The sequence below is a fragment of the Curtobacterium sp. MMLR14_006 genome, from assembly GCF_001864985.1.
In the GTDB taxonomy this organism is placed as follows: domain Bacteria; phylum Actinomycetota; class Actinomycetes; order Actinomycetales; family Microbacteriaceae; genus Curtobacterium.
Genome location: NZ_MJGU01000005.1, coordinates 48,338 through 67,254 on the forward strand (window position 1 = coordinate 48,338; position 18,917 = coordinate 67,254).

Genomic DNA, 18,917 nt, shown 5'->3' on the forward strand with positions numbered 1-18,917 from the left:
GGCGGCGCGGGCGCGGGAGCGGGCGCGGGCTCTGCGACGATGCGCGCGTCGATCGTCGCGTGGTCCGTCGCAGAGTGCGTGGTTGCTGTGCGACATCGTCGACGTCGTGCGACTGCGACCTTGTCGCGTCCGCCGCGTGCGACGGCGCGGCCGGCCACCGCGCGACATGGTCGACGTCGTGCGACCGCGATCGTGTCGCGTGCGCCGGGGCGCTCGGCCTGCACAGGCCGGGAGGCCCGCCCCTCCCTCCACAGGTCGACCAGCCCCACCCGCACAGCCGGTCCGACAGCGCCAGGGTGGCGGCATGGCTTCGTTCCCCGGCTCCGGCACGCCGCTCCCCACACTCCTGACGACCGTGGTGCTCGCCGGGGCGCTCGGCGTCGTCGTGTCGCCGGCGGCTCCCCGCGACGAGCCGACTGCCGTGAGGCCGCGAGTAGCCGCATCACCCGCAGCCGCAGCCGAGCCCGCGCCGTGGGTCTGGCCCACCGGCACCCGCGTCGTCGAACGTGGATGGGAACCGCCGCTGAGCGACTACACCGCGGGTCACCGCGGCATCGACGTCCCGGCAGCGGTCGGCACGACGGCGGTCGCGGTCGACGACGGCACGGTGGCGTTCGCCGGCGCGGTCGGAGGACGGACGGTGGTGACGATCGACCACGGCGACGGGCTGGTGAGCACCCTCGACTCCGTGCAGCCGCTCGTCACCGCCGGGGCCGAGGTCCGCCGGGGGGACGCCGTCGGCCGGGTGTCGGTCGGCCACTGCCCTGCCGCCGCGCCGTGCCTGCACCTCGGCGCGAGGATCGACGGCCGCTACGTCGACCCGACGCCGTACCTGCCGCCGGCTGCGTGGCCGGTGCTCCTGCCGGAGTCGTCGTGGCGAGGGTGACGCTCGACAGCGACGGTGCACTTCGGCGCGCTGCGACGACGCTCGTGCCGTCGTCTCGAAGCCGAGGAGACGAGGAGACGAGGAGACGAGGAGACGAGAGGCCGCGCGGATGCCCGCCTGCGCGCTCACGCCCGGGGATGCGCCGTCCGGTAGACCTCGCGCAACCGCGCCGACGACACATGCGTGTAGATCTGCGTCGTGCCGAGGCTCGCGTGGCCGAGGAGCTCCTGCACCGCCCGCAGGTCCGCTCCCCCGTCGAGCAGGTGCGTGGCGGCGGTGTGCCGGAAGGTGTGCGGGCCGCTCGGCCCCTCGCCGGGCAGGTCCCCGAGCAGCCGCGCCACGACCCGGTAGGCGCTCCGCACCCCGAGTCGTCCGCCGCGGTCACCGAGGAACAGCGCCGTGCTCGGCTGCTCCGCCCGCGACGCCAGCTCCGGGCGGCCACGGGTCGTCCACGCCTCGAGGGCGTCCCGAGCCGGCGTGCCGAACGGGACGACGCGATCCTTGCCGCCCTTGCCGAGCACCCGGACGGTGAGCCGACCACGATCGACGTCCGGCAGGTCGATGCCGACGAGTTCGCTGACGCGGATCGCCGCCGCGTAGAGCAGTTCGACGAGCGCCAGGTCGCGCAGCGCGCCGGGGTCGTCCGTCGACGCCCGGGCACCGAGGCCGTCGAGCAGGCTCCGCACCTGGTCGGCCGACACCACCCGCGGCAGGTGCGCACCACCCTTCGGCGCACGGAGTCGGACGCCGGCGTCCGCCGCGGTCACCCCGGTCTCGCTCGACCACCGGGTGAAGGCCCGGACCGAGGACGATCGCCTGGCGATGGTGGACCGGGCGAGCCCGCGTTGGTCCGCCTCCCACAGCCAGTCGCGGAGCAGTTCGAGGCCCAGGCCGTCGACCCCGTCGACACCCCTGCGCTCGGCGAACGTCGTGAGCTGCTCCAGGTCGTTCGCGTAGGCACGCAGCGTCTGCTCGCTGAGCCCGCGGGCGTGCCGCGCGTGTGCGAGGAACGCGTCGACCGCGTCGACGAGCCGACGCCCTGCATGGTCGGCCCGCTCCGGACGTCCTGTGCCGCGCGATCCCGACTGCTCTGCCACGTCGCCAGGGTACGACCACCGGCCGTCACGCCCGACACCACCCGCCGCTGCGCTGCACCACCAGGCCCTGCAGCTGCGCGAGCGCGAGGGCGTCGGCGGTCTCGCCCATCGACAACCCCGACCGACGCGCGAGCTCGGCCTCGGACAGTGCTCGGCGTCCGAGGGCGTCGAGCACCCGGACCACCTCGGGGTCGCGGTGCACCGACACGAGCGGCTCGTCGGGCACCGCACTCGACACGTGCTCCGCGCCGCCGCGGAGCGCGCTCGTCGGGTCGCCGGGGTGCACGACCAACTGCGCCCGCCCCTGGGCCACGAGCCGGTGGCAACCGACCGACGCCGAGGACGCGAAGGCCCCGGGCACCGCGAACACCGGCCGGCCGAGCTGCCCCGCGTGGTTGGCGGTGTTCAACGCGCCCGATCGTGCGCCCGCTTCGACCACCACCGTCGCGTCGGCCAGTGCGGCGATGAGCCGGTTCCGTGCCAGGAACCGCCACCGCGTCGGCCGGGTCCCCGGTGCCGACTCGGCGAGCAGCGCGCCGTGCCGCACGACCTCCTGCAGGAGCTGGACGTTGCCTGCCGGGTAGAGCTGGTCGATGCCCCCGGCGAGCACCGCGACGGTCGGGGCCCCGGCGGCGATCGCCACACGGTGCGCCACCGCATCGATGCCGTAGGCACCGCCACTCACGATCGTGCACCCGTCGTCGGCTGCCGCCGAGGTGATCTCGGCTGCCGCTTCTGCCCCCGAGACCGTGTTCGCCCGCGACCCGACCACCGCGACGGACGGCTGCGCGTCGAGGGCTTCGACGGCGCTCCGGGTCCAGAGCACGACGGGCGCGTGCGGTCCGAGGTCGTCGAGCGCCGTCGGCCACCCGACACCGTCCGGCACGAGGAGCCGCGCCCCGACCGCCTCGGCCGCCGACAGCACGCTGCCCGGGTCCACGGTGCCGAGTCGTGGTCGCCAGCGCTCGACGGCAGCCCCGAGGACGTCGGCGAACGCGACGGGATCCTCGGCACCGGGAACACCGGCACCGACGCAGGCGTCCACCAGCTCGGAGGGAGCCCCCTCGGCAGCGAGCAGCACCGCTCCGAGCGCCTGCTCCGGCCCGAGCGCGGCCAGCAGTTCCCCGGCGATCGCGTCCCCGGGTTCGACGACGACCGACCACACCAGGCGCGCCGCGGTGGCGACGGTGTCCACGTCCGACACCGCCGGGCCGAGCAGCCGCCCGATGCGCTCGAGCAGTGCGTCGCCGTGACCGACGGCGGCGATCACAGCGCACTCCGCAGTGCGAGTGCGCCCTTGACGTGGTCGGCGGTGGGGCGGTCCGCTTCGTCGATGTCGGCCAGCGTCCACGCCAACCGGACCACGCGGTCCCAGCCGCGCATCGTCAGGGTGCCGAGCTCGAGCGCCCGGTCCAGCTCCTTCGTCGACCCCGGTTCGATCCGACCCGGTGCCCGCAGCCACGCTCCGGTGACCTGCGCGTTGCGGGTCCACCCGGTCCCCCGCAACCGGTGCGCCATCCGGTCGCGCGCCGCCGCGACGACCGCCCGGGCGGCCGCGGTCGTGGGCGTCGGTTCAGCGCCGCGGATCCGGCTCGTCGTCACGCGCGGGACGAGCACGCGGATGTCCATCCGGTCGAGCAACGGCCCGGACATGCGGCCGAGGTAGCGGCGGACGGTCGCCGGGGCGCACTCGCACGGCTGCCCGTGCGCCCCGCCGGCGTTGCCGCACGGGCACGGGTTCGCCGCGAGCACCACCTGGCACCGCGCGGGGAACTCGGCTGCGCCGGCGGCCCGGTGGATCGTGATCCGACCCGACTCGAGCGGCTGCCGCAACGCGTCGAGGACGGCACGTGGGAACTCCGGCGCCTCGTCGAGGAACAGGACGCCCCCGGTGGCCCGCGAGACCGCGCCCGGGCGCAGCACGCCGGAGCCGCCGCCGATCAACGATGCCGTCGACGCGGAGTGGTGCGGTGCCTCCCACGGCGGCTCGGTGCTCCACGAGGCGGCGCCGAGGCCGGCGACCGACCGCACGGCGGCGACCTCGAGGGCGGTCTCGTCGTCCAGGTCGGGCAGCAGACCGGGGAGCCGCTCGGCGAGCATCGTCTTGCCCGCACCGGGTGGACCGAGCAGCAGCGCGTGGTGACCGCCTGCCGCCGCTGCGATGACGGCGCGCACGCCGACGGGGTTGCCGATGACGTCGGCGAGTTCGGCCGTCGGACGCTGCGTCGCGGGGACCGGCACGGGCAGCACGGCCTCGACTTCGACCGGCGGCAGGAGCGCGCCGGCGTCGATGGCGGCGGCTCGGAGCGAGTCGACGCCGTCGGTGCGGACCCCGGCGACCACGCGGGCCTCGGCCAGGTTGCCGACCGGGACCACCACGCGCTCGGCACCGGCGTCGCGGGCGGCGACGAGCATCGGGATCACCCCGGCGATGGGACGGACCCGTCCGTCGAGTCCGAGCTCGCCGATGTAGACGATGCGTTCCGACACCGCCGGAGCCACCCCGGCCCCGGCGAGCACCGCCATCGCGATGGCCAGGTCGAAGCCGGACCCGCGCTTCGGGATGGCCGCCGGCGTGAGGTTGACCGTGATGCGGCGCGCCGGCAGCGGGCACCCCGCGTTGGCAGCGGCCGCACGGACACGCTCGCGTGCCTCGCCGAGCGAGGTGTCCGGCAACCCGATGATGCTGAACGCCGGCAGTTGGCTCGTCAGGTGCGCCTCGACCTCGATGCGTCGTCCGGTGACCCCGAGGAGCGCGACGGCGGCGGCACGGCCGATGCCGGTCACAGCACACCGGCCAGGTGCTCGACGACGGTGCGCGGGCCGTCGACGTGCACGGCGACGGCGTCGATGCGCACCGACCGTGCCGACACCTCGGGGTGCGCGTCGAACCAGGCCGGCACGAGGCCGCGCATCCGGCGCATCTTCGACGCGGTGATGGACTCGAACGGATGCCCGGTCGCGGTCCCCGAGCGGGTCTTCACCTCGATGAACGCGAGCGTGCAGGAATCCCACGCGACGATGTCGATCTCACCGCGTGCGCACCGCCAGTTCCGATCGACGACCCGGAATCCGTGCTCCTGCAACCACGACGTCGCGCGGTCTTCACCGAACCGACCGAGTGGTGCATTCCGCAGCACGCCCGTCGAGTGTGGGTGGGTTCTCTGTTCCATGTCGTTGCCTCCGCGGCAACGATCGCGGGAACACCGCTCGGACGGTCACGACGGATGAATGTCTGTGGACAGCGCAGCGTCGAACCCGGGTTGTGGAGGAATGACGAAGGACCCGGGCGATCGTGATCACCCGGGTCCTTCGAACACACGACGGTCAGTGTGCGGCTGCGTACGCTTCCTGCACCTGCGTCGAGATGCGGCCGCGGCTCGAGACCTCGTAGCCGTTCTCCTTCGCCCAGTCACGGATCTTGCCGAGTTCCTCGGAGTTCCCGCGCTTCGGCGCAGCCTTCGGAGCAGTACCGCCGGTGCGGCGGCCGGAGACCTTGCGGGCAGCCGCGATGTAGTCGGAGATCGCCTCACGGAACTTGTCGACGTTGTCGTTCGACAGGTCGATCTCGTAGGACGATCCGTCGAATGCGAATTCGACGGTGCGACCCTCACCAGAGGTGATGGGGGAATCGTCGAGGTCGTCGACGAGCTGGACGGTGACCTTCTGTGCCATGCGCGGCTCCTGTTCGTGGGGAGGGAAATCCCCTCAACAATAGCGCGCGGAATGCACATTCGTTCTGTGCCGGCGGCGATTCATCGAATGCGCCGGAATTGACGATCACTCGTCGAGTGCGAGTTCCTTCGGCAGTTCGAGTTCACGAGAGGTGAGTTCCTCGACATTCACGTCCTTGAACGTGAGCACACGAACGCCCTTGACGAACCGGTCGGAACGGTAGACGTCCCACACCCACACGTCGTTCATCGTGAGTTCGAAGTAGAAGTCGTGTTCGGTGTCCCGGCGCACGAGTTCGACCTCGTTCGCCAGGTAGAAGCGGCGCTCGGTCTCGACCACGTAGCGGAACTGCGACACGACGTCGCGGTACTCGCGGTACAGGGCAAGCTCGACCTCGCGGTCGTAGTCGTCGAATTCTTCCTCATCCATCGCCTGCACAGTCTACGGCGACTGCGGACCAACGGGAGGACCGCGCAGACCGACCGGTCCCCGTCGAGCCGACCCGCGCCTCCCGTCGAGCCGGCGACCGCGCAGACCGACCGGTCCCCGTCAAGCCGACCCGCGCCTCCCGTCGAGCCGGCGACCGCGTCAGCCGACCAGGGCGTCGAACCCGTCGAGCGCGACGCTCGACGCCTGGTGCAGCCAGGTCTTCCGGTGCAGGGCGTGCGCGCCGACCGTGCGGATCGCCTCGTAGTGCGCTGTCGACCCGTACCCCTTGTTCGACGACCACGCGTAGTGCGGGGCGTCGTCGTGGGCGGCGATCATCACGGCGTCACGGGCGACCTTCGCCACGACGGAGGCGGCAGCGACGGACGCGCAGTCGCGGTCGGCCTTGACCCGCACCACGACCTCGAGCGGGCCCGTGGACGGTCGCAGCGCGGGCGGGACGGCACGGCTCAGCCAATCGAACGACCCGTCGAGCACGACCACGGCGCCGTCCAGCGACAGGCCGTCGGCGACGAGCGACTCGAGCGCCTGCGCGCCCGCGGCCCCGAGCGCCGGCACGATCCCCTGCCGGTCCACGTACTCGGCCGAGGCCATCCCCACCGCGGTCCGGGCCCAGCGCGTGACGACGGGCACGAGTTCGGTGCGGCGGCTCGCGGACAACAGCTTGGAGTCGGCGAGGCCCTGCGGCACCCGGCCGACGTCGATCGTCACCGCAGCCACCCCCACGCCGACAGGGCCGGCGATCGCGCCGCGCCCCACCTCGTCCATGCCGATCACCGTGACGCGCCCCTCACCGAGCAAGCGCTTCTCGACGCGGAGCGAGGGGCGGACGGCGGTCACCGCTTCCGCTCCTCCACCCCGGCGAAGACCTCCGGGTGGTCGTCGAGCCAGGTCCAGCGGCTGGTCGGCCACGAGATGACGAACGCGCGACCGGTGACGTCGGAGAGGGGCACGAAGCCCTTCGACGGTGTGTCGCCGTTGTACCGGGAGTCCCGCGAGTTGTTGCGGTTGTCGCCCATCACCCAGATGGTGCCCTTCGGCACGGTGACGGAGAAGTCCTTCGCCGACGCCGGCGCCCCTGCCGGCAGCTTCAGGTACGGCTCCTTGATGGGAACGCCGTTCACCGACATCTGTCCGAGGTCGTTGCAGCAGGAGACCGTGTCCCCCGGCAGGCCGATGACCCGCTTGATGAGGTGGTCGTCGCTGTCACCGGTGCCGAGCCCGACCTGGGTCAGGGCCCAGTCGATGGCCTTGGCGGGCTGCGTGTCGGGGCGGACACTCGGGACGTCGGCGCCGGTCAGCCATCCACCCGGGTCCTTGAACACGACGACGTCACCGTGCTTGAGCGCCACGGCTCCTGGCACGAGTTCGTTCACGATCACCCGGTCGTTGATCTGCAGGGTGTTCTCCATCGAACCCGACGGGATGTAGAACGACCGGATCAGGAACGTCTTGACGAGGAACGACACGAGCAATGCCGCGATGAAGATGATGACGAGGTCCCGGAGGAATGTGAGTGCGCCGTTCCGCTTCTTCTCGGTGCGAGGGCGACGCCCGGTCTCGTCAGTGGTGTCCGTCATTTCCGCTCTCGTTCACGCAGCGCCGTCGGAGAGGACGGACGCAAAGGGAAAGCCCCCCGTCGGTGCACAACCGTACATGGACGAGGGGCCGTCAGCACCGTCCGGCTCGCGGACGTCACTGTGAAGGCGATCAGGCGTCGCGCTTCTCCTTGATCTTGCGGCGGGCCGCCTTGCCGCGGAGCTCGCGCAGGTAGTAGAGCTTCGCACGACGGACGTCACCCTTGGTGACGATCTCGATGTGGTCGATGATCGGCGAGTGCACCGGGAACCAGCGCTCGACGCCGACCTGGAAGCTCACCTTGCGGACCTTGAAGGTCTCGCCGATGCCGTGGCCCTGACGGCCGATGACGACACCCTGGAAGACCTGGATACGCGAGCGCGTGCCTTCGACGATGTTGACGTGCACCTTCACGGTGTCGCCGGGGCGGAAGTCCGGGACGTCGGTACGCAGCGACGCTGCGTCGACGTTGTCGAGGAGCTGGCTCATGGTGGGTTTCACTCTCTGCGGACGCGCACGGGTCGCCGCGGATCGATGTTCGGAAAGTAGTGGTTCGTGCCCGGTGTCGGCGACTCCCCCGTGGCAGAGTCCAGCCAGGGCACAGCGATCAATACTGCCACAGAGAGCGCCCGGGACAAAACGACGAGGATGGAGCCATGATCGAACTCCGCACCCCCGCCGAGCTGGACGGCCTGCGCACCGCCGGCCGGTTCGTGGCCGACGTCCTCGACGAGCTGCTCGTGACGGTCGACGTCGGCGTCAACCTGCTCGACCTCGACCGCGTGGCGGCCCGGATGATCGCGGACCGCGGCGCGGTGAGCTGCTACGTCGACTACCACCCCTCGTTCGGCATGTCGCCGTTCGGGAAGAACCTCTGCACCTCGGTCAACGACGCCGCGCTGCACGGCCTGCCCCACGACCGGGTGCTGCAGGACGGTGACCTGGTGAGCCTCGACTTCGCCGCGAGCGTCGACGGCTGGGTCGCGGACTCCGCGGTGACCGTGCAGGTCGGCACGCCCCGTGACGAGGACCAGGCCCTGGTCGACACGGTCGAGCGTGCCCTCGCGGCCGGCATCGCCCAGTTCGCACCCGGCAACAAGCTCGGCGACGTCTCGTACGCCATCGGACGCGTCGCGAAGGACGCCGGCTACGACGTCAACCTGCAGTTCGGCGGCCACGGTGTCGGCCACACGATGCACGGCGACCCCCACGTCCCGAACGACGGCCGCCCGGGCCGCGGCCTGAAGCTCCGCCCGGGGCTCGTCGTCGCGATCGAGCCGTGGCTCATGCGGGGCACCGACGAGCTCTACCAGGACGAGGACGGCTGGACCCTGCGGAGCGTCGACGGCTCGCGTGCCGCGCACGTCGAGCACACGGTCGCGGTGACCGAGCAGGGTCCCGAGGTCCTGACCCTGCGCCGCGCCCAGCGCGCCGACGCGACCGCCTGACGGACGGGAGGCCCGGTGCAGCCCCGCCCCGCGCCTCCCGTCCGGCGCGCGTTCCGTCCCATCGCGCATGACATGGAAAGCGGAATCGCGCGTAGGAGACAGGAAGAACCTGCCTCCTACGCGCGGAACGACTCACCACGCGCGAAAGCGCTCACCACGCGCGGAACAGCACCAGGGCGCGCCAGCGGCCGCGCGACAGCGGCAGCGCTACGCGTCGGGGAGCAGGTCCGGGCGGACGCGACGGGTGCGCTCGAGCTGCTGCTCGTGCCGCCACGCGGCGACGCGGCCGTGGTGGCCGCTCAGCAGGACGTCCGGGACGTCGAGGTCCCGCCAGGACGCCGGCTTCGTGTACGAGGGGTACTCGAGCAAGCCGTCCTCGTGGGACTCCTCGACCAGGGACTCGGGGTTGCCGACGACGCCGGGCACCAGGCGCCCGACGGCCTCGATCATCGCCATCGCCGCGACCTCGCCGCCGTTCAGGACGTAGTCGCCCAGCGAGAGCTCGACGACGGAGCAGCGGGACGCCGCCCACTCGAAGACGCGGGCGTCGATGCCCTCGTACCGCCCGCAGGCGAACACGAGGTGGTCCGAGGTCGACGCGAGCGAACGCGCGATCGACTGCGTGAACGGGGTGCCGGCCGGTGTCGGGACGACCAGGGTCGAGGACCCGTCCGGTCGGAGCAGGGCCTCGAGTGCCTGGGCCCACGGCTCGGGCTTCATCACCATGCCGGCGCCACCGCCGTACGGGGTGTCGTCGACGGTGCGGTGCCGGTCGGTCGTCCAGGAGCGCAGGTCGTGCACGTGCAGGTCGAGCAGGCCGCCGGAGCGGGCCTTGCCGAGCAGGGACACGTCGAGCACGGAGAAGAACTCCGGGAAGATCGTGACGATGTCGATCCGCACGGGCTAGTCCGTCACCGTCTCGGGGCGGGACGTGTCCTCGGGGTCCTCGAACAGGCCCTGCGGGGGCGTCACGGTGACGGTGCCGGCCGCGATGTCGACGGCGGGCACGATGGCCGAGACGAACGGCACCAGGACCTCGCCGCGGGACGGGGTGTCGACCGCGAGCAGGTCCTGCGCGGGCAGGTGGTCGACGCGGGCGACGGTGCCGACCTCGACGCCGTCGCGGAGGACACGCAGTCCGACCAGCTGGTGGTCGTACCAGGCGTCGTCCTCGCCGGTCTCGGCGTCGGCGTCCTGCTCGACCCAGAGGATCGCGCGGGCGAGCGACTCGGCGCCGGTGCGGTCGTCGATCCCGGCGAAGAACGCGACGGGGTGACCGTTGTACCAGCGGAGCTCGTCGAGCTCGAGGGTCTTGCCCGACCACGGTGAGTCGTCGGGGACCTGGAGCGTGAACGTGGCGCCCGGGGTGAACCGACGATCCGGGTCGTCGGTGTAGAGCTCGAGCTTGATGCCGCCCTTGAGCCCGTGCGCCTTGGTGATCCGACCCACCCGGAGCTGGGTCGTCTCCCTAGGAATCGGTGTCCACCACGTCGACCCGCACGCGCTTGCCGTCGGCCAGGGCCGAGACGAGGGTGCGGAGCGCCTTGGCAGTGCGCCCGGCGCGACCGATCACGCGGCCGAGGTCCTCGGGGTGCACACGCACCTCGAGGACCTCGCCCCGCGCAGAGGTGGAGCTGGCGACGCGCACGTCGTCAGGGTGATCGACGATCCCCTTGACGAGGTGCGTCAGCGCGGATTCGAGCAAGGAATTACGCCTCGGTCGTCTCGGCGTCGGTGGCGGCCTCGTCGGCAGCCGGGGCGGCCGGAGCGGTCTTCTCCGACTTGGGCTTGAGGACGGCCTTCTTCGACGAGTCGGCCACGAAGGCCTGCTTCGGCTCGGCGACCTTGACCTTGGACTCGGTGTCCTTCTCGCCCTTGAACTTGGCCCAGTCGCCGGTCAGCTTGAGGAGGGCCGCGACCTGCTCGGTCGGCTGCGCGCCGACGCCGAGCCAGTAGAGCGCACGCTCGGACTCGATCTTGATGACCGAGGGCTCCTCGGTCGGGTGGTACTGACCGATCTCCTCGAGGACGCGACCGTCGCGCTTGGTGCGCGAGTCGGCGACGACGATGCGGTAGTAGGGCGCACGGATCTTACCGAGACGCTTCAGACGGATCTTGACAGCCACAATTGCTCCTGTTTGCTTTCGTTGTGGTTGAACTGGAACCGCGGGCGTGGGGGCACACACGGCGAAAGCTCGAGAGAGATCGCTCACAGCTGGATAGAGGGTCGAGCTGCGGCGATTCGACCGTTCATTCTTGCAGATTCCCGGCCGTGATGCGAGCCGACTCGCTACGGCGCGAGTCGGCGAACGGCTTCGAGTGCCTCGGACGTCGCGCGGACCGCGTCGACGCTCCGCGCGTCGCGGGCGCCGCCGACGACGGCGACCGACACGCCGGCGGCCTGGAGGCCCGTGATGAGTCCGTCGGTCGGCCGGCCGTCCGCCTCGTCGCCGGTCGGGAGCGCGGGCTCCTGCCCGGCGCAGACCACGACACTGTCCGCCGGCACGCCGACCTCGTCCCCGTGCTCGTCGCGGATCCACAGCACGCCGGGTTCGATGCGCAGGTACTCCTGCACGCCGCCGACCATCCGCACCCCGGCGTCGCGCAGCCGGCCGAGCGCCACCCAGCGCGAGGTGATGCCGACGCCCTGGCCGAACTTGCCCGACCGGCGGAGCACGGTGACGTCCGGACCGGGCCGGAGCGTGCGGTGCGCGGCGGGGAGCCGCTGCGGCATGTCGCCCACGACGGTCTCGGCGACGTCGACGTCCCAGCGCGCGCCGAACTCGGTGGCCCGACGTGCTTCGTCCGGTGACTCGGTCAGGAAGGCCGCCGTGTCGACGCCGATGCCGCCGCCGCCGATGATCGCCACCGTGCCGGCGGGGACCCCGTCGCGCAGGGCCTGCTCGTAGGACAGCACGTGCGGCAGGTCGGCGCCCGGCACGTCGACCGCCCGTGGCACGACGCCCGTGGCGACGACCACGGCGTCGCTGCCGACCAGGTCCGCCGCGGTGGCCGGGTGCCCGAGGTGCACGGTGGCGCCGCGGTCGGCGAGCTCGGCGCGGGCGGCCCGGACGGTGGCGGCGTAGTCCTCCTTGCCGGGCACGAGCGCGGCGAGGTCGAACTGTCCGCCGAGCCGGTCGGAGGCCTCCCACAGCGTGACGTCGTGACCGCGTCGCGCGGCGTCCACCGCTGCCGCGAGCCCCGCCGGTCCCCCGCCGACGACGTCGACCCGCTTCGGGTCGGTGGTCGGTCGGGCCGGGAACGCGACCTCGCGCGCCGCCCGCGGGTTGACCAGGCAGGACACCGGTGCGCCGATGATCGACCGGTCGAGGCAGGCCTGGTTGCAGCCGATGCAGGTGTTCACGAGGTCGAAGGACCCCGCGAGCGACCGGTCCACGATCGCGGGGTCGGCGAGGAACGGGCGCGCGAGGGCGACGGCGTCGAGCAGCCCGTCGGCCAGCACCGCCTCGCCGTCGCGCAGGTCGGTCATCCGGTTCGAGGCGATGACGCGGACCTCGGGGTGGTCCGAGGCGCGCACGACCCGGGCGATCCGCGACGCGTAGGCGAGCCACGCCCCGTGCGGCACGGCGGCCTGCACGGTGGGCGTGCGCGACTCGTGCCAGCCGATGCCGACCGAGATCCCGTCGAGCCCGAGGGGCAGCAGGTCGTGCACGAGGGCGTCGACCTCGTCGTCCGTCGACGACCCGGGCATGAGGTCGGCTCCGGAGAGCCGGATCGTCACGGCCAGGTCGGGCACCGCCGCGCGGACGGCCTCGACGACCGCCACCGTGAAGCGCCGTCGCCGTTCCGGCGAACCGCCCCACTCGTCGTCGCGCAGGTTCGTCAGCGGCGACTGGAACTGGTTGATGAGGTAGCCCTCGGACGCCATGATCTCGACGCCGTCGAACCCGGTGTCGCGTGCGGAGCGGGCCGCGGCGGCGAAGTCCTCGATGGTCCGTTCGACCTCGGCGGCCGTCAGCTCGGTCGGCACCACGCCGCGCGCCGCAGCCCACGGCAGTGCCGAGGGCGCCACGACCCGCTGGGGTGCCCCGTGCCGGTCGACCATGCCCGCGGCGAGTGCGTACCGACCGGCGTGGAACAGCTGCGCGAGGATCGTGGAGCCCTCGTCGTGCACGGCGTCGACCGCGGCGCGGAAGCGCTCGTCCGCTCCCCCGACGCCGAACACGGCGAAGTCCGGACCGCCGCGGGCCTCGTCGCTCACGGCGATGCCGCCGGTGATGATGCAGGCCGCCCCGCCCGCCGCGCGCTCGCGGTAGAAGGCGGCCATGCCCGCCCCGCCGTCGTCCTGCACCTCGAGTCCGGTGTGCATCGACCCCATCACCACCCGGTTCGACAGGTGCAGGGGACCGAGGCTCCACGGCGAGGAGACGACGGCGAGCTCGGGTACGGCGACGGTGCTCATGTGCCTACTCTGCCGGAGGCAGCACCGCGTCGCGAAGGGGCGACGTCGTGTCCGCCCAGAACGGCGGCGCGACCACGGTGAGTCCGCCGTCGACCGAGAGGGTCTGCCCGGTGATGTAGGACGCCTTGTCGGACAGCAGGAAGTCGACCGCGTCCGCCATGTCGTCGGCGGTGCCCGGGCGCTGCAGCGGCAGCTTCGACAGCACCGAGTCCATCGGCGCCATCCCCGGCACCGAGTTGTAGAAGTAGTCGAGCGAGTCGGTGTCGATGAGGCCGCCGTTCACCGCGTTGACGGTGATCCGGCGCGGACCGAACTCGACCGCCATGTACTGCATGTAGGACTCGCTCATCGCCTTGGCGGCACCGAGCGCGGCGTAGGTCGGGAACGCCCGGAGCGATCCGTACGAGGTCACGACGACGATGCGGCCACCCCGGTCCATGAGTTCCGCGGCGCGCTGGGCGCCGAGCACGAACGAGCGGGCGTTCGTGGCGTAGCTGCGGTCGAGGTGGTGCAGCTTGAGGTCGGCGACGGGCTTGAACGCGCTGGCGGCAGCGTTCGCGACGAAGTAGTCGAGGCGGCCGTAGGTGTCGCGCACCAGGTCGAACAGGGCGTCGATCGACTCCGGCTGCTCGATGTCGACCTGGGCGGTGATGCCGTCGCCGCCGGCGGCCCTGACGTCGGCCAGGGACTCCTCGGCCAGATCGGCGTTGCCCTTGTACGTCACCACGACGGTGACGCCGCGCTGGCCGAGCTTCTGTGCGAGCAGGCGGCCGATGCCGCGCGAGGCGCCCGTGATGAGCGCGATGGGTGCGTTGGTGCTGTCGGTCACTGCTGTCCTCTGCCTGTGTCGGGGAGTGCGTGGGATCGGACGGGAGGCGCGGGACGGGCCCGCCACGGGCCTCCCGTCCGGTGGGTGGTGGCGTCCTAGAACCCGGCCGCGCCGGTCACGACGGCGCGGCCGACGACCAGCTTCTGGATCTCGTTGGTGCCCTCTTCGAAGCGCTGCGCGCGCGCGTCGCGGTAGACGCGCTCGATCGCGTTGCGCTTCCAGTAGCCCTGGCCGCCGTGCACCTGCAGCGCCTTGTCGGTGACGCGGGCGAGCATGTCGACGGCGACCATCTTCGAGGCGCTCGACAACGTGCCGGCGTCGGGGCGCCCCTCTTCGTAGGCGCGTGCGGCCTCGAGCACCAGGGCGCGGGCGGCGGCGATGTCGGCGTAGTTCTCGGCCAGGTAGAACTGGATCGCCTGGCGGCTGGAGAGCTGCTTGCCGAAGGTCTCGCGCTTGTTCGCGTACTCGACGGCGAGCTCGTTCGCCCGCTCGGCGAGGCCGACGGCGCTCATCGCGACGGAGACGCGGCTCGGCAGCAGGAAGCCGCCGAGTGCGACCTCGAGGCCCTGGCCCTCCTCGCCCAGGCGGGCCGAGGCCGGGATCGGCGTCTCGGTGAAGCGGAGGATCGCGTGGTCGGTGCCGCGGATGCCCATGGTGTCCGAGTCGTCGATCACCTCGGCGCCCGGCAGCCCGCTGTTCGGCATGAGGAACGCGACCGTGCCGTCCTGGCCGGTGGTGCCCTCGAGGCGGGCGGCGATGAGCCAGTAGTCGGCCTTGACCCCGAACGTGATGAGGTGCTTCTCGCCGTTCATGACGTACGTGTCGCCCTCGCGGCGGACGGTGGTGCGGATGTCCGCGCCGGTGCCGGCCGTCGCCTCGGTCAGGGTGAACGCGACGAGCGCGTCGCCCGCGACGGAGGGCTTGACGACGTGCTCGATCTGCTCCGGCGTCGCGTAGGGGGCCATCGCGCGCCACGTGCCGTTGATGACGTGCACGAGCATCCGGATCGACGCGTGTGAACGCGAGACGATCTCCATGATCTCGAGGTAGCGCGAGAACGGGATGGCCCGTCCGCCGAGCTCGGTCGGTGCCGCGAGCGACAGCCAGCCCTTGTCCTTGAGCTCCTGGAAGAGCTCGGGGGCGACCTGGCCGGTGCGTTCGATCTCCTCCGCCCACTCCTCACCGCGGCCGCGGACCCACTCGGTGACCTCGGCCTTGAGCTGCTGGAAGGCCGTCTCGGTGTCCGGCTCCGTGACCATCGTCATCGTGTCTCGTTCTCCTTCGTCGCGACGAGTGCCGCTGCCTGGTCCCGCAGGACGTTCTTCTGCACCTTGCCGACCGCGTTGCGGGGCAGCTCGTCGATGTACTCGAGTCGCTCCGGCCAGTAGTACTTGCTCACACCCGCCTTGTCGAGCGCCTGCTGCATCGACGCGAAGTCGAGCCGGTCGGCTCCGGCAGCCGGCACGACGAACGCGCAGGCCCGCTCGCCCAGCCGCTCGTCGGGCATCGCCACGATCGCGACGTCCGTGACGAGGGGGTGCTGGTAGAGCAGGTTCTCGATCTCGACCACGGGGATCTTCTCGCCACCGCGGTTGATGACGTCCTTCACCCGGCCGGTGATCGACAGGAAGCCCTTGGCGTCGACCTTCGCCAGGTCCCCCGTCCGGTACCAGCCGTCCTCGGTGAAGACGTCGTCGGTCAGGTCCTGGCGGTCGAGGTAGCCGTCGAACATCGTCGGCGAGAGCAGCTCGAAGTTGCCCTCGGTGTCGGCCGGGAGCTCGTGGCCTTCGTCGTCGACGATGCGGATCCGGATGCCCGGCAGGGCGCGGCCGTCGTGCCCGTACGCGTCCGTCGGGTCGTCGGACGGGCTGGACAGCGCCCCGAGGCAGGTCTCGCTCGTGCCGAACGCACCGAGGATCGCGCTGCCGAGCACCGTGCTCGCCCGCTGGGCCAGCGCCCGCGGGACGGCCGCACCGGTCGGCACGAACACGCGCAGGCTCTCGGGAGCCGGGGCGCCGGCCTCGACCAGGTCGACGAGGTCGGTCAGGAACGGGGTCGCGCACTGCACGAACGACGCCTTCGCGACGCCGAACGCCTGCTCGAGCGCGACGGTGCCGTCCCACACCGGCTGGATGACCTGCGGCGCACCGAGCCGGAACGCGAGCAGCATGCCGTAGAGGAACCCGGTCTGGTGGGCGAGCGGCGACGGGATGTAGATCCGGTCCTCGCTCGTCAGGCCGGACTGCGCGACGTGCATCGCGGTCGCCAGGCCGAGGGTGCGGTGCGGGTGCTGCACGCCCTTCGGCTCCCCCGTCGTGCCGCTCGTGAACAGGAGCTGGCAGACGTCGTCGGGGCCGGGCGCGTGCGAGGTGATCTGGTCGACGTCCACCTGGACCGCGTCGATCGCGGTGTCCCAGTACCGCCAGTGCCAGTCGCTGGCGGCCACCCGGTCCAGGGCGTCCGCGGGCAGCGGCGGCTGGTTCGTCGGGGTGTCCGCGCGGCCGCGCGCCTCGGCACGGAGCACGATGACGTGCTCGACGGACAGGCGGCGGTGCTGCGCCTTCGCCTCGTCGATGACGTCGAGGAGTTCGAGCGCCGGGCGGCGCTTCCGGAACACGTTCGGCAGGAACACGACCCGGGCGCGCGACCGAGCGAGGGTCATCGTCGTCTCACGCGGGCCGAAGACCGGCATGATCGGCGTCGCCACCGCGCCGATCTGGATCGCACCGAGCGTGATCGACACGAACTCGCGCCAGTTCGGCAGCTGCATGGCGACCGACTCGCCCCGGCGGACGCCGAGCTCGAGCAGGAGCGCGGAGACCTTGTCGGCCTCGTCCTGCAGTTCCCGCCACGTGGTGTCCACGGGAGCCGCTCCGCCCACCTCGATGACGGCGAGGCCGTCGGGGTCGCTCGTCGCGAGCGCGCGGACCTTCTCGCTGAGCACCAGCGGGTCGGCGTCGACGCCGGCGAGCTCGGGCAGTTCCGGACCCGCGGCGTCGTCAGGCTGCGCACCGACGCCGGAACGGTCGCCCGGGCGGGTGTGCTCACCGAGGTCCGTGCCCTCACCGAGGTCGGTGCCCTCACCGAGGTCGGTGCGCTCGCCGGCGGCGTCGGCGGCGTCGATCCGGTCGTCGCGGGCGGCCCGTGCGGCGAGGCCGTCGCCGACCTCCATGTCGAGTCCGACCGAGTTCATCGCCTCGAGGAACGTCGGGTACGAGATCCGGTAGGCCCGCGGGTAGGTGAGCGCCGACGTCCCCTCGGCCTTCGAGGCGGCGACGGCCAGCGACATGAGCACGCGGTGGTCGTTGAACGAGGACATCGGCGCGCCCCGCAGGTCGCCGGGCCGCACGCCGGTGACGCGGAGCTCGTCCGCGCCCTGCTCGGCGCGGCCGCCCAGACGGTTCAGCTGGAGCATCGCGGCGACCCGGTCGGACTCCTTCAGGCGGATGTGCGCCACGTTCCAGAGCCGCGTCGTGCCCTCGGCGAAGGTCGCCATGGTCGAGAGCACCGGCAGCAGGTCCGGGATCGGCTGGCAGTCGATGTCGAGGGCGCGCAGGGGCGAGCCGTCGTGCTGGATCCGGACGAAGCCGGTCTCCTCGTCGATGCGCATCGGCACGCCCATCGCCGTCGCGAGGTCGAGGAACTCGCTCTCCGGGTGGTCCGTCTCGGCGGTCGTGGTGGCCGTCACACCGCGGAGCAGCAGGTCCGACTCGCGGATGCCCGCCGCGGCGATGCCGAACGCGGCCGAGCCGATGTCCGGCGGGATGACGTAGTCGTGCGGGGTCGCCTGCTGGCCCGCCGGGATCCGGTACTCGAGCCAGTCGTCGGAGACCTCGACGGTCAGCCCGAACTGCCGCATCATGCGCACGGTGAGCTCGACGTAGGGCTGCTCGTTGAGCCGGCCCCCGGTGATGTGGATCCGGGTCTCCTGCTCGGCGAACGGTGCGACCAGGAGCAGGCCGGACACCCACTGGGACAGCGTGCCGGCGATCGAGACGTCACCGCCGCGGGGTCGGCGGGGCTGGACCGTGACGGGCGGGCAGTCGTTCGTCGCTTCGAGCTCGACGCCCATCTGCGTGAGCGAGGTGAGCAGCGCCTTGATCGGCCGGCGCTGGAAGTACTTCATGCCGGAGAGCGTCATCGGCTCGTCCGCGAGCGACGCCAGGCCGGTCATGAAGTAGAGCGTCGTGCCCGAGGACCCCATGTTGAGGATGCCGTCGGCACCGCGGGACCCGTGGTCGACGACGTCGGTCGCCTCGTACCGGCCGCCGAGCCCGGTCACGTGGTACTCGTCCCCGCGACGCTTGACGTCGACACCGAGGGCACGGAGGGTACCGACGGTCCACTCGACCTGGCGGGTGGCGCTGATGCCGGAGACGATGCTCGTCCCCTTCGCCAGCGACGCGAGCACCAGGGCACGGTGCGCGTGGTACTTCGAGACCGGGATGTCCAGCGCTCCCACGAGCGGTGCGGACGTGCCGCGCACGACCAACTGCATGCGTACCTCTTCCTTCTTCGACATATCAACGGTACG

The 18,917-nt window shown here is 72.1% G+C and carries 19 protein-coding genes; 2 read left to right on the forward strand and 17 right to left on the reverse strand.

The window, feature by feature from the left end; translation table 11 throughout:
* Positions 1-304: 304 nt before the first annotated feature.
* The gene (locus BIU94_RS16940; protein ID WP_175472138.1) at positions 305-886 is read left to right on the forward strand and encodes a M23 family metallopeptidase; all 582 of its coding nucleotides are present in this window, start codon (positions 305-307) and stop codon (positions 884-886) included.
* A gap of 125 nt (positions 887-1,011) precedes the next feature.
* On the opposite strand, the gene BIU94_RS02255 is transcribed toward BIU94_RS16940, so the two are convergent.
* The 9 genes from BIU94_RS02255 to rplS all read right to left on the reverse strand — a co-directional run bounded on the left by BIU94_RS02255 (position 1,012) and on the right by rplS (position 8,172).
* Positions 1,012-1,983 (reverse strand): tyrosine recombinase XerC, encoded by a 972-nt coding sequence (locus BIU94_RS02255; protein ID WP_071253787.1) that lies wholly within the window; start codon positions 1,981-1,983, stop codon positions 1,012-1,014.
* Between the two features lie 25 nt (positions 1,984-2,008).
* Positions 2,009-3,253, reverse strand: a complete 1,245-nt coding sequence (gene dprA, locus BIU94_RS02260) for a DNA-processing protein DprA (protein WP_175472139.1) — start codon at positions 3,251-3,253, stop codon at positions 2,009-2,011.
* Positions 3,250-4,770: a YifB family Mg chelatase-like AAA ATPase gene (locus BIU94_RS02265; RefSeq protein ID WP_083404532.1), complete on the reverse strand. Its 1,521-nt coding sequence runs from the start codon at positions 4,768-4,770 to the stop codon at positions 3,250-3,252. Before BIU94_RS02265 ends, dprA begins: the two co-directional genes overlap by 4 nt.
* Positions 4,767-5,156 carry a YraN family protein gene (locus tag BIU94_RS02270; RefSeq protein ID WP_071253789.1) on the reverse strand — a complete coding sequence of 130 codons (390 nt, stop codon included), beginning with the start codon at positions 5,154-5,156 and terminating at the stop codon, positions 4,767-4,769. The genes BIU94_RS02265 and BIU94_RS02270 overlap by 4 nt, the downstream gene beginning before the upstream one ends.
* A gap of 154 nt (positions 5,157-5,310) precedes the next feature.
* The gene (locus BIU94_RS02275; protein WP_071253791.1) at positions 5,311-5,658 is read right to left on the reverse strand and encodes an Lsr2 family protein; all 348 of its coding nucleotides are present in this window, start codon (positions 5,656-5,658) and stop codon (positions 5,311-5,313) included.
* Between the two features lie 105 nt (positions 5,659-5,763).
* The gene (locus BIU94_RS02280) at positions 5,764-6,087 is read right to left on the reverse strand and encodes a DUF2469 family protein (protein ID WP_071253792.1); all 324 of its coding nucleotides are present in this window, start codon (positions 6,085-6,087) and stop codon (positions 5,764-5,766) included.
* 159 nt (positions 6,088-6,246) lie between these two features.
* Positions 6,247-6,945 carry a ribonuclease HII gene (locus BIU94_RS02285; protein ID WP_071253795.1) on the reverse strand — a complete coding sequence of 233 codons (699 nt, stop codon included), beginning with the start codon at positions 6,943-6,945 and terminating at the stop codon, positions 6,247-6,249.
* Positions 6,942-7,685, reverse strand: coding sequence for a signal peptidase I (gene lepB, locus BIU94_RS02290; protein ID WP_071253797.1), 744 nt, complete (start codon positions 7,683-7,685; stop codon positions 6,942-6,944). The genes BIU94_RS02285 and lepB overlap by 4 nt, the downstream gene beginning before the upstream one ends.
* 130 nt (positions 7,686-7,815) lie before the next feature.
* Positions 7,816-8,172 (reverse strand): 50S ribosomal protein L19, encoded by a 357-nt coding sequence (gene rplS / locus BIU94_RS02295; RefSeq protein WP_071253799.1) that lies wholly within the window; start codon positions 8,170-8,172, stop codon positions 7,816-7,818.
* A gap of 167 nt (positions 8,173-8,339) precedes the next feature.
* Here rplS and map point away from each other — a divergent pair, with 167 nt between their 5' ends.
* On the forward strand, positions 8,340-9,131 hold the full coding sequence (map, locus tag BIU94_RS02300) for a type I methionyl aminopeptidase (RefSeq protein WP_071253801.1): 792 nt from the start codon (positions 8,340-8,342) through the stop codon (positions 9,129-9,131).
* A 207-nt stretch (positions 9,132-9,338) separates the two neighbouring features.
* Here the strand turns inward: map and trmD are convergent, their stop codons facing one another.
* The 8 genes from trmD to aroA form a co-directional block, all read right to left on the reverse strand.
* Positions 9,339-10,031 carry a tRNA (guanosine(37)-N1)-methyltransferase TrmD gene (trmD, locus tag BIU94_RS02305; RefSeq protein ID WP_071253803.1) on the reverse strand — a complete coding sequence of 231 codons (693 nt, stop codon included), beginning with the start codon at positions 10,029-10,031 and terminating at the stop codon, positions 9,339-9,341.
* 3 nt (positions 10,032-10,034) lie between these two features.
* Complete coding sequence (rimM, locus tag BIU94_RS02310; protein ID WP_071253805.1) at positions 10,035-10,607, reverse strand: ribosome maturation factor RimM; 573 nt, start codon at positions 10,605-10,607, stop codon at positions 10,035-10,037.
* Complete coding sequence (locus BIU94_RS02315; protein ID WP_022902329.1) at positions 10,600-10,836, reverse strand: RNA-binding protein; 237 nt, start codon at positions 10,834-10,836, stop codon at positions 10,600-10,602. Before BIU94_RS02315 ends, rimM begins: the two co-directional genes overlap by 8 nt.
* 4 nt (positions 10,837-10,840) lie before the next feature.
* A complete protein-coding gene (gene rpsP / locus BIU94_RS02320; RefSeq protein ID WP_071253807.1) occupies positions 10,841-11,257 on the reverse strand; it encodes a 30S ribosomal protein S16 in 417 nt (138 codons plus the stop codon).
* Between the two features lie 164 nt (positions 11,258-11,421).
* The gene (locus BIU94_RS02325; protein WP_071253809.1) at positions 11,422-13,554 is read right to left on the reverse strand and encodes an FAD-dependent oxidoreductase; all 2,133 of its coding nucleotides are present in this window, start codon (positions 13,552-13,554) and stop codon (positions 11,422-11,424) included.
* Positions 13,555-13,558: 4 nt separating this feature from the next.
* Positions 13,559-14,383 (reverse strand): SDR family oxidoreductase, encoded by an 825-nt coding sequence (locus BIU94_RS02330; protein ID WP_071253811.1) that lies wholly within the window; start codon positions 14,381-14,383, stop codon positions 13,559-13,561.
* 95 nt (positions 14,384-14,478) lie between these two features.
* Positions 14,479-15,648 carry an acyl-CoA dehydrogenase family protein gene (locus BIU94_RS02335; RefSeq protein WP_071253813.1) on the reverse strand — a complete coding sequence of 390 codons (1,170 nt, stop codon included), beginning with the start codon at positions 15,646-15,648 and terminating at the stop codon, positions 14,479-14,481.
* Positions 15,645-18,881: a 3-phosphoshikimate 1-carboxyvinyltransferase gene (gene aroA, locus BIU94_RS02340; RefSeq protein ID WP_071253925.1), complete on the reverse strand. Its 3,237-nt coding sequence runs from the start codon at positions 18,879-18,881 to the stop codon at positions 15,645-15,647. Before aroA ends, BIU94_RS02335 begins: the two co-directional genes overlap by 4 nt.
* Positions 18,882-18,917 lie beyond the last annotated feature (36 nt).

Excerpts from the sequence above, each read along its gene's own strand:
- rplS (WP_071253799.1), bottom strand. The coding sequence starts at position 8,172 with ATGAGCCAGCTCCTCGACAACGTCGACGCAGCGTCGCTGCGTACCGAC.
- map (WP_071253801.1), top strand. The coding sequence starts at position 8,340 with ATGATCGAACTCCGCACCCCCGCCGAGCTGGACGGCCTGCGCACCGCC.
- BIU94_RS02325 (WP_071253809.1), bottom strand. The coding sequence starts at position 13,554 with ATGAGCACCGTCGCCGTACCCGAGCTCGCCGTCGTCTCCTCGCCGTGG.
- BIU94_RS02280 (WP_071253792.1), bottom strand. The coding sequence starts at position 6,087 with ATGGATGAGGAAGAATTCGACGACTACGACCGCGAGGTCGAGCTTGCC.
- BIU94_RS02335 (WP_071253813.1), bottom strand. The coding sequence starts at position 15,648 with ATGACGATGGTCACGGAGCCGGACACCGAGACGGCCTTCCAGCAGCTC.
- aroA (WP_071253925.1), bottom strand. The coding sequence starts at position 18,881 with ATGCAGTTGGTCGTGCGCGGCACGTCCGCACCGCTCGTGGGAGCGCTG.
- lepB (WP_071253797.1), bottom strand. The coding sequence starts at position 7,685 with ATGACGGACACCACTGACGAGACCGGGCGTCGCCCTCGCACCGAGAAG.
- BIU94_RS02270 (WP_071253789.1), bottom strand. The coding sequence starts at position 5,156 with ATGGAACAGAGAACCCACCCACACTCGACGGGCGTGCTGCGGAATGCA.
- BIU94_RS16940 (WP_175472138.1), top strand. The coding sequence starts at position 305 with ATGGCTTCGTTCCCCGGCTCCGGCACGCCGCTCCCCACACTCCTGACG.
- BIU94_RS02275 (WP_071253791.1), bottom strand. The coding sequence starts at position 5,658 with ATGGCACAGAAGGTCACCGTCCAGCTCGTCGACGACCTCGACGATTCC.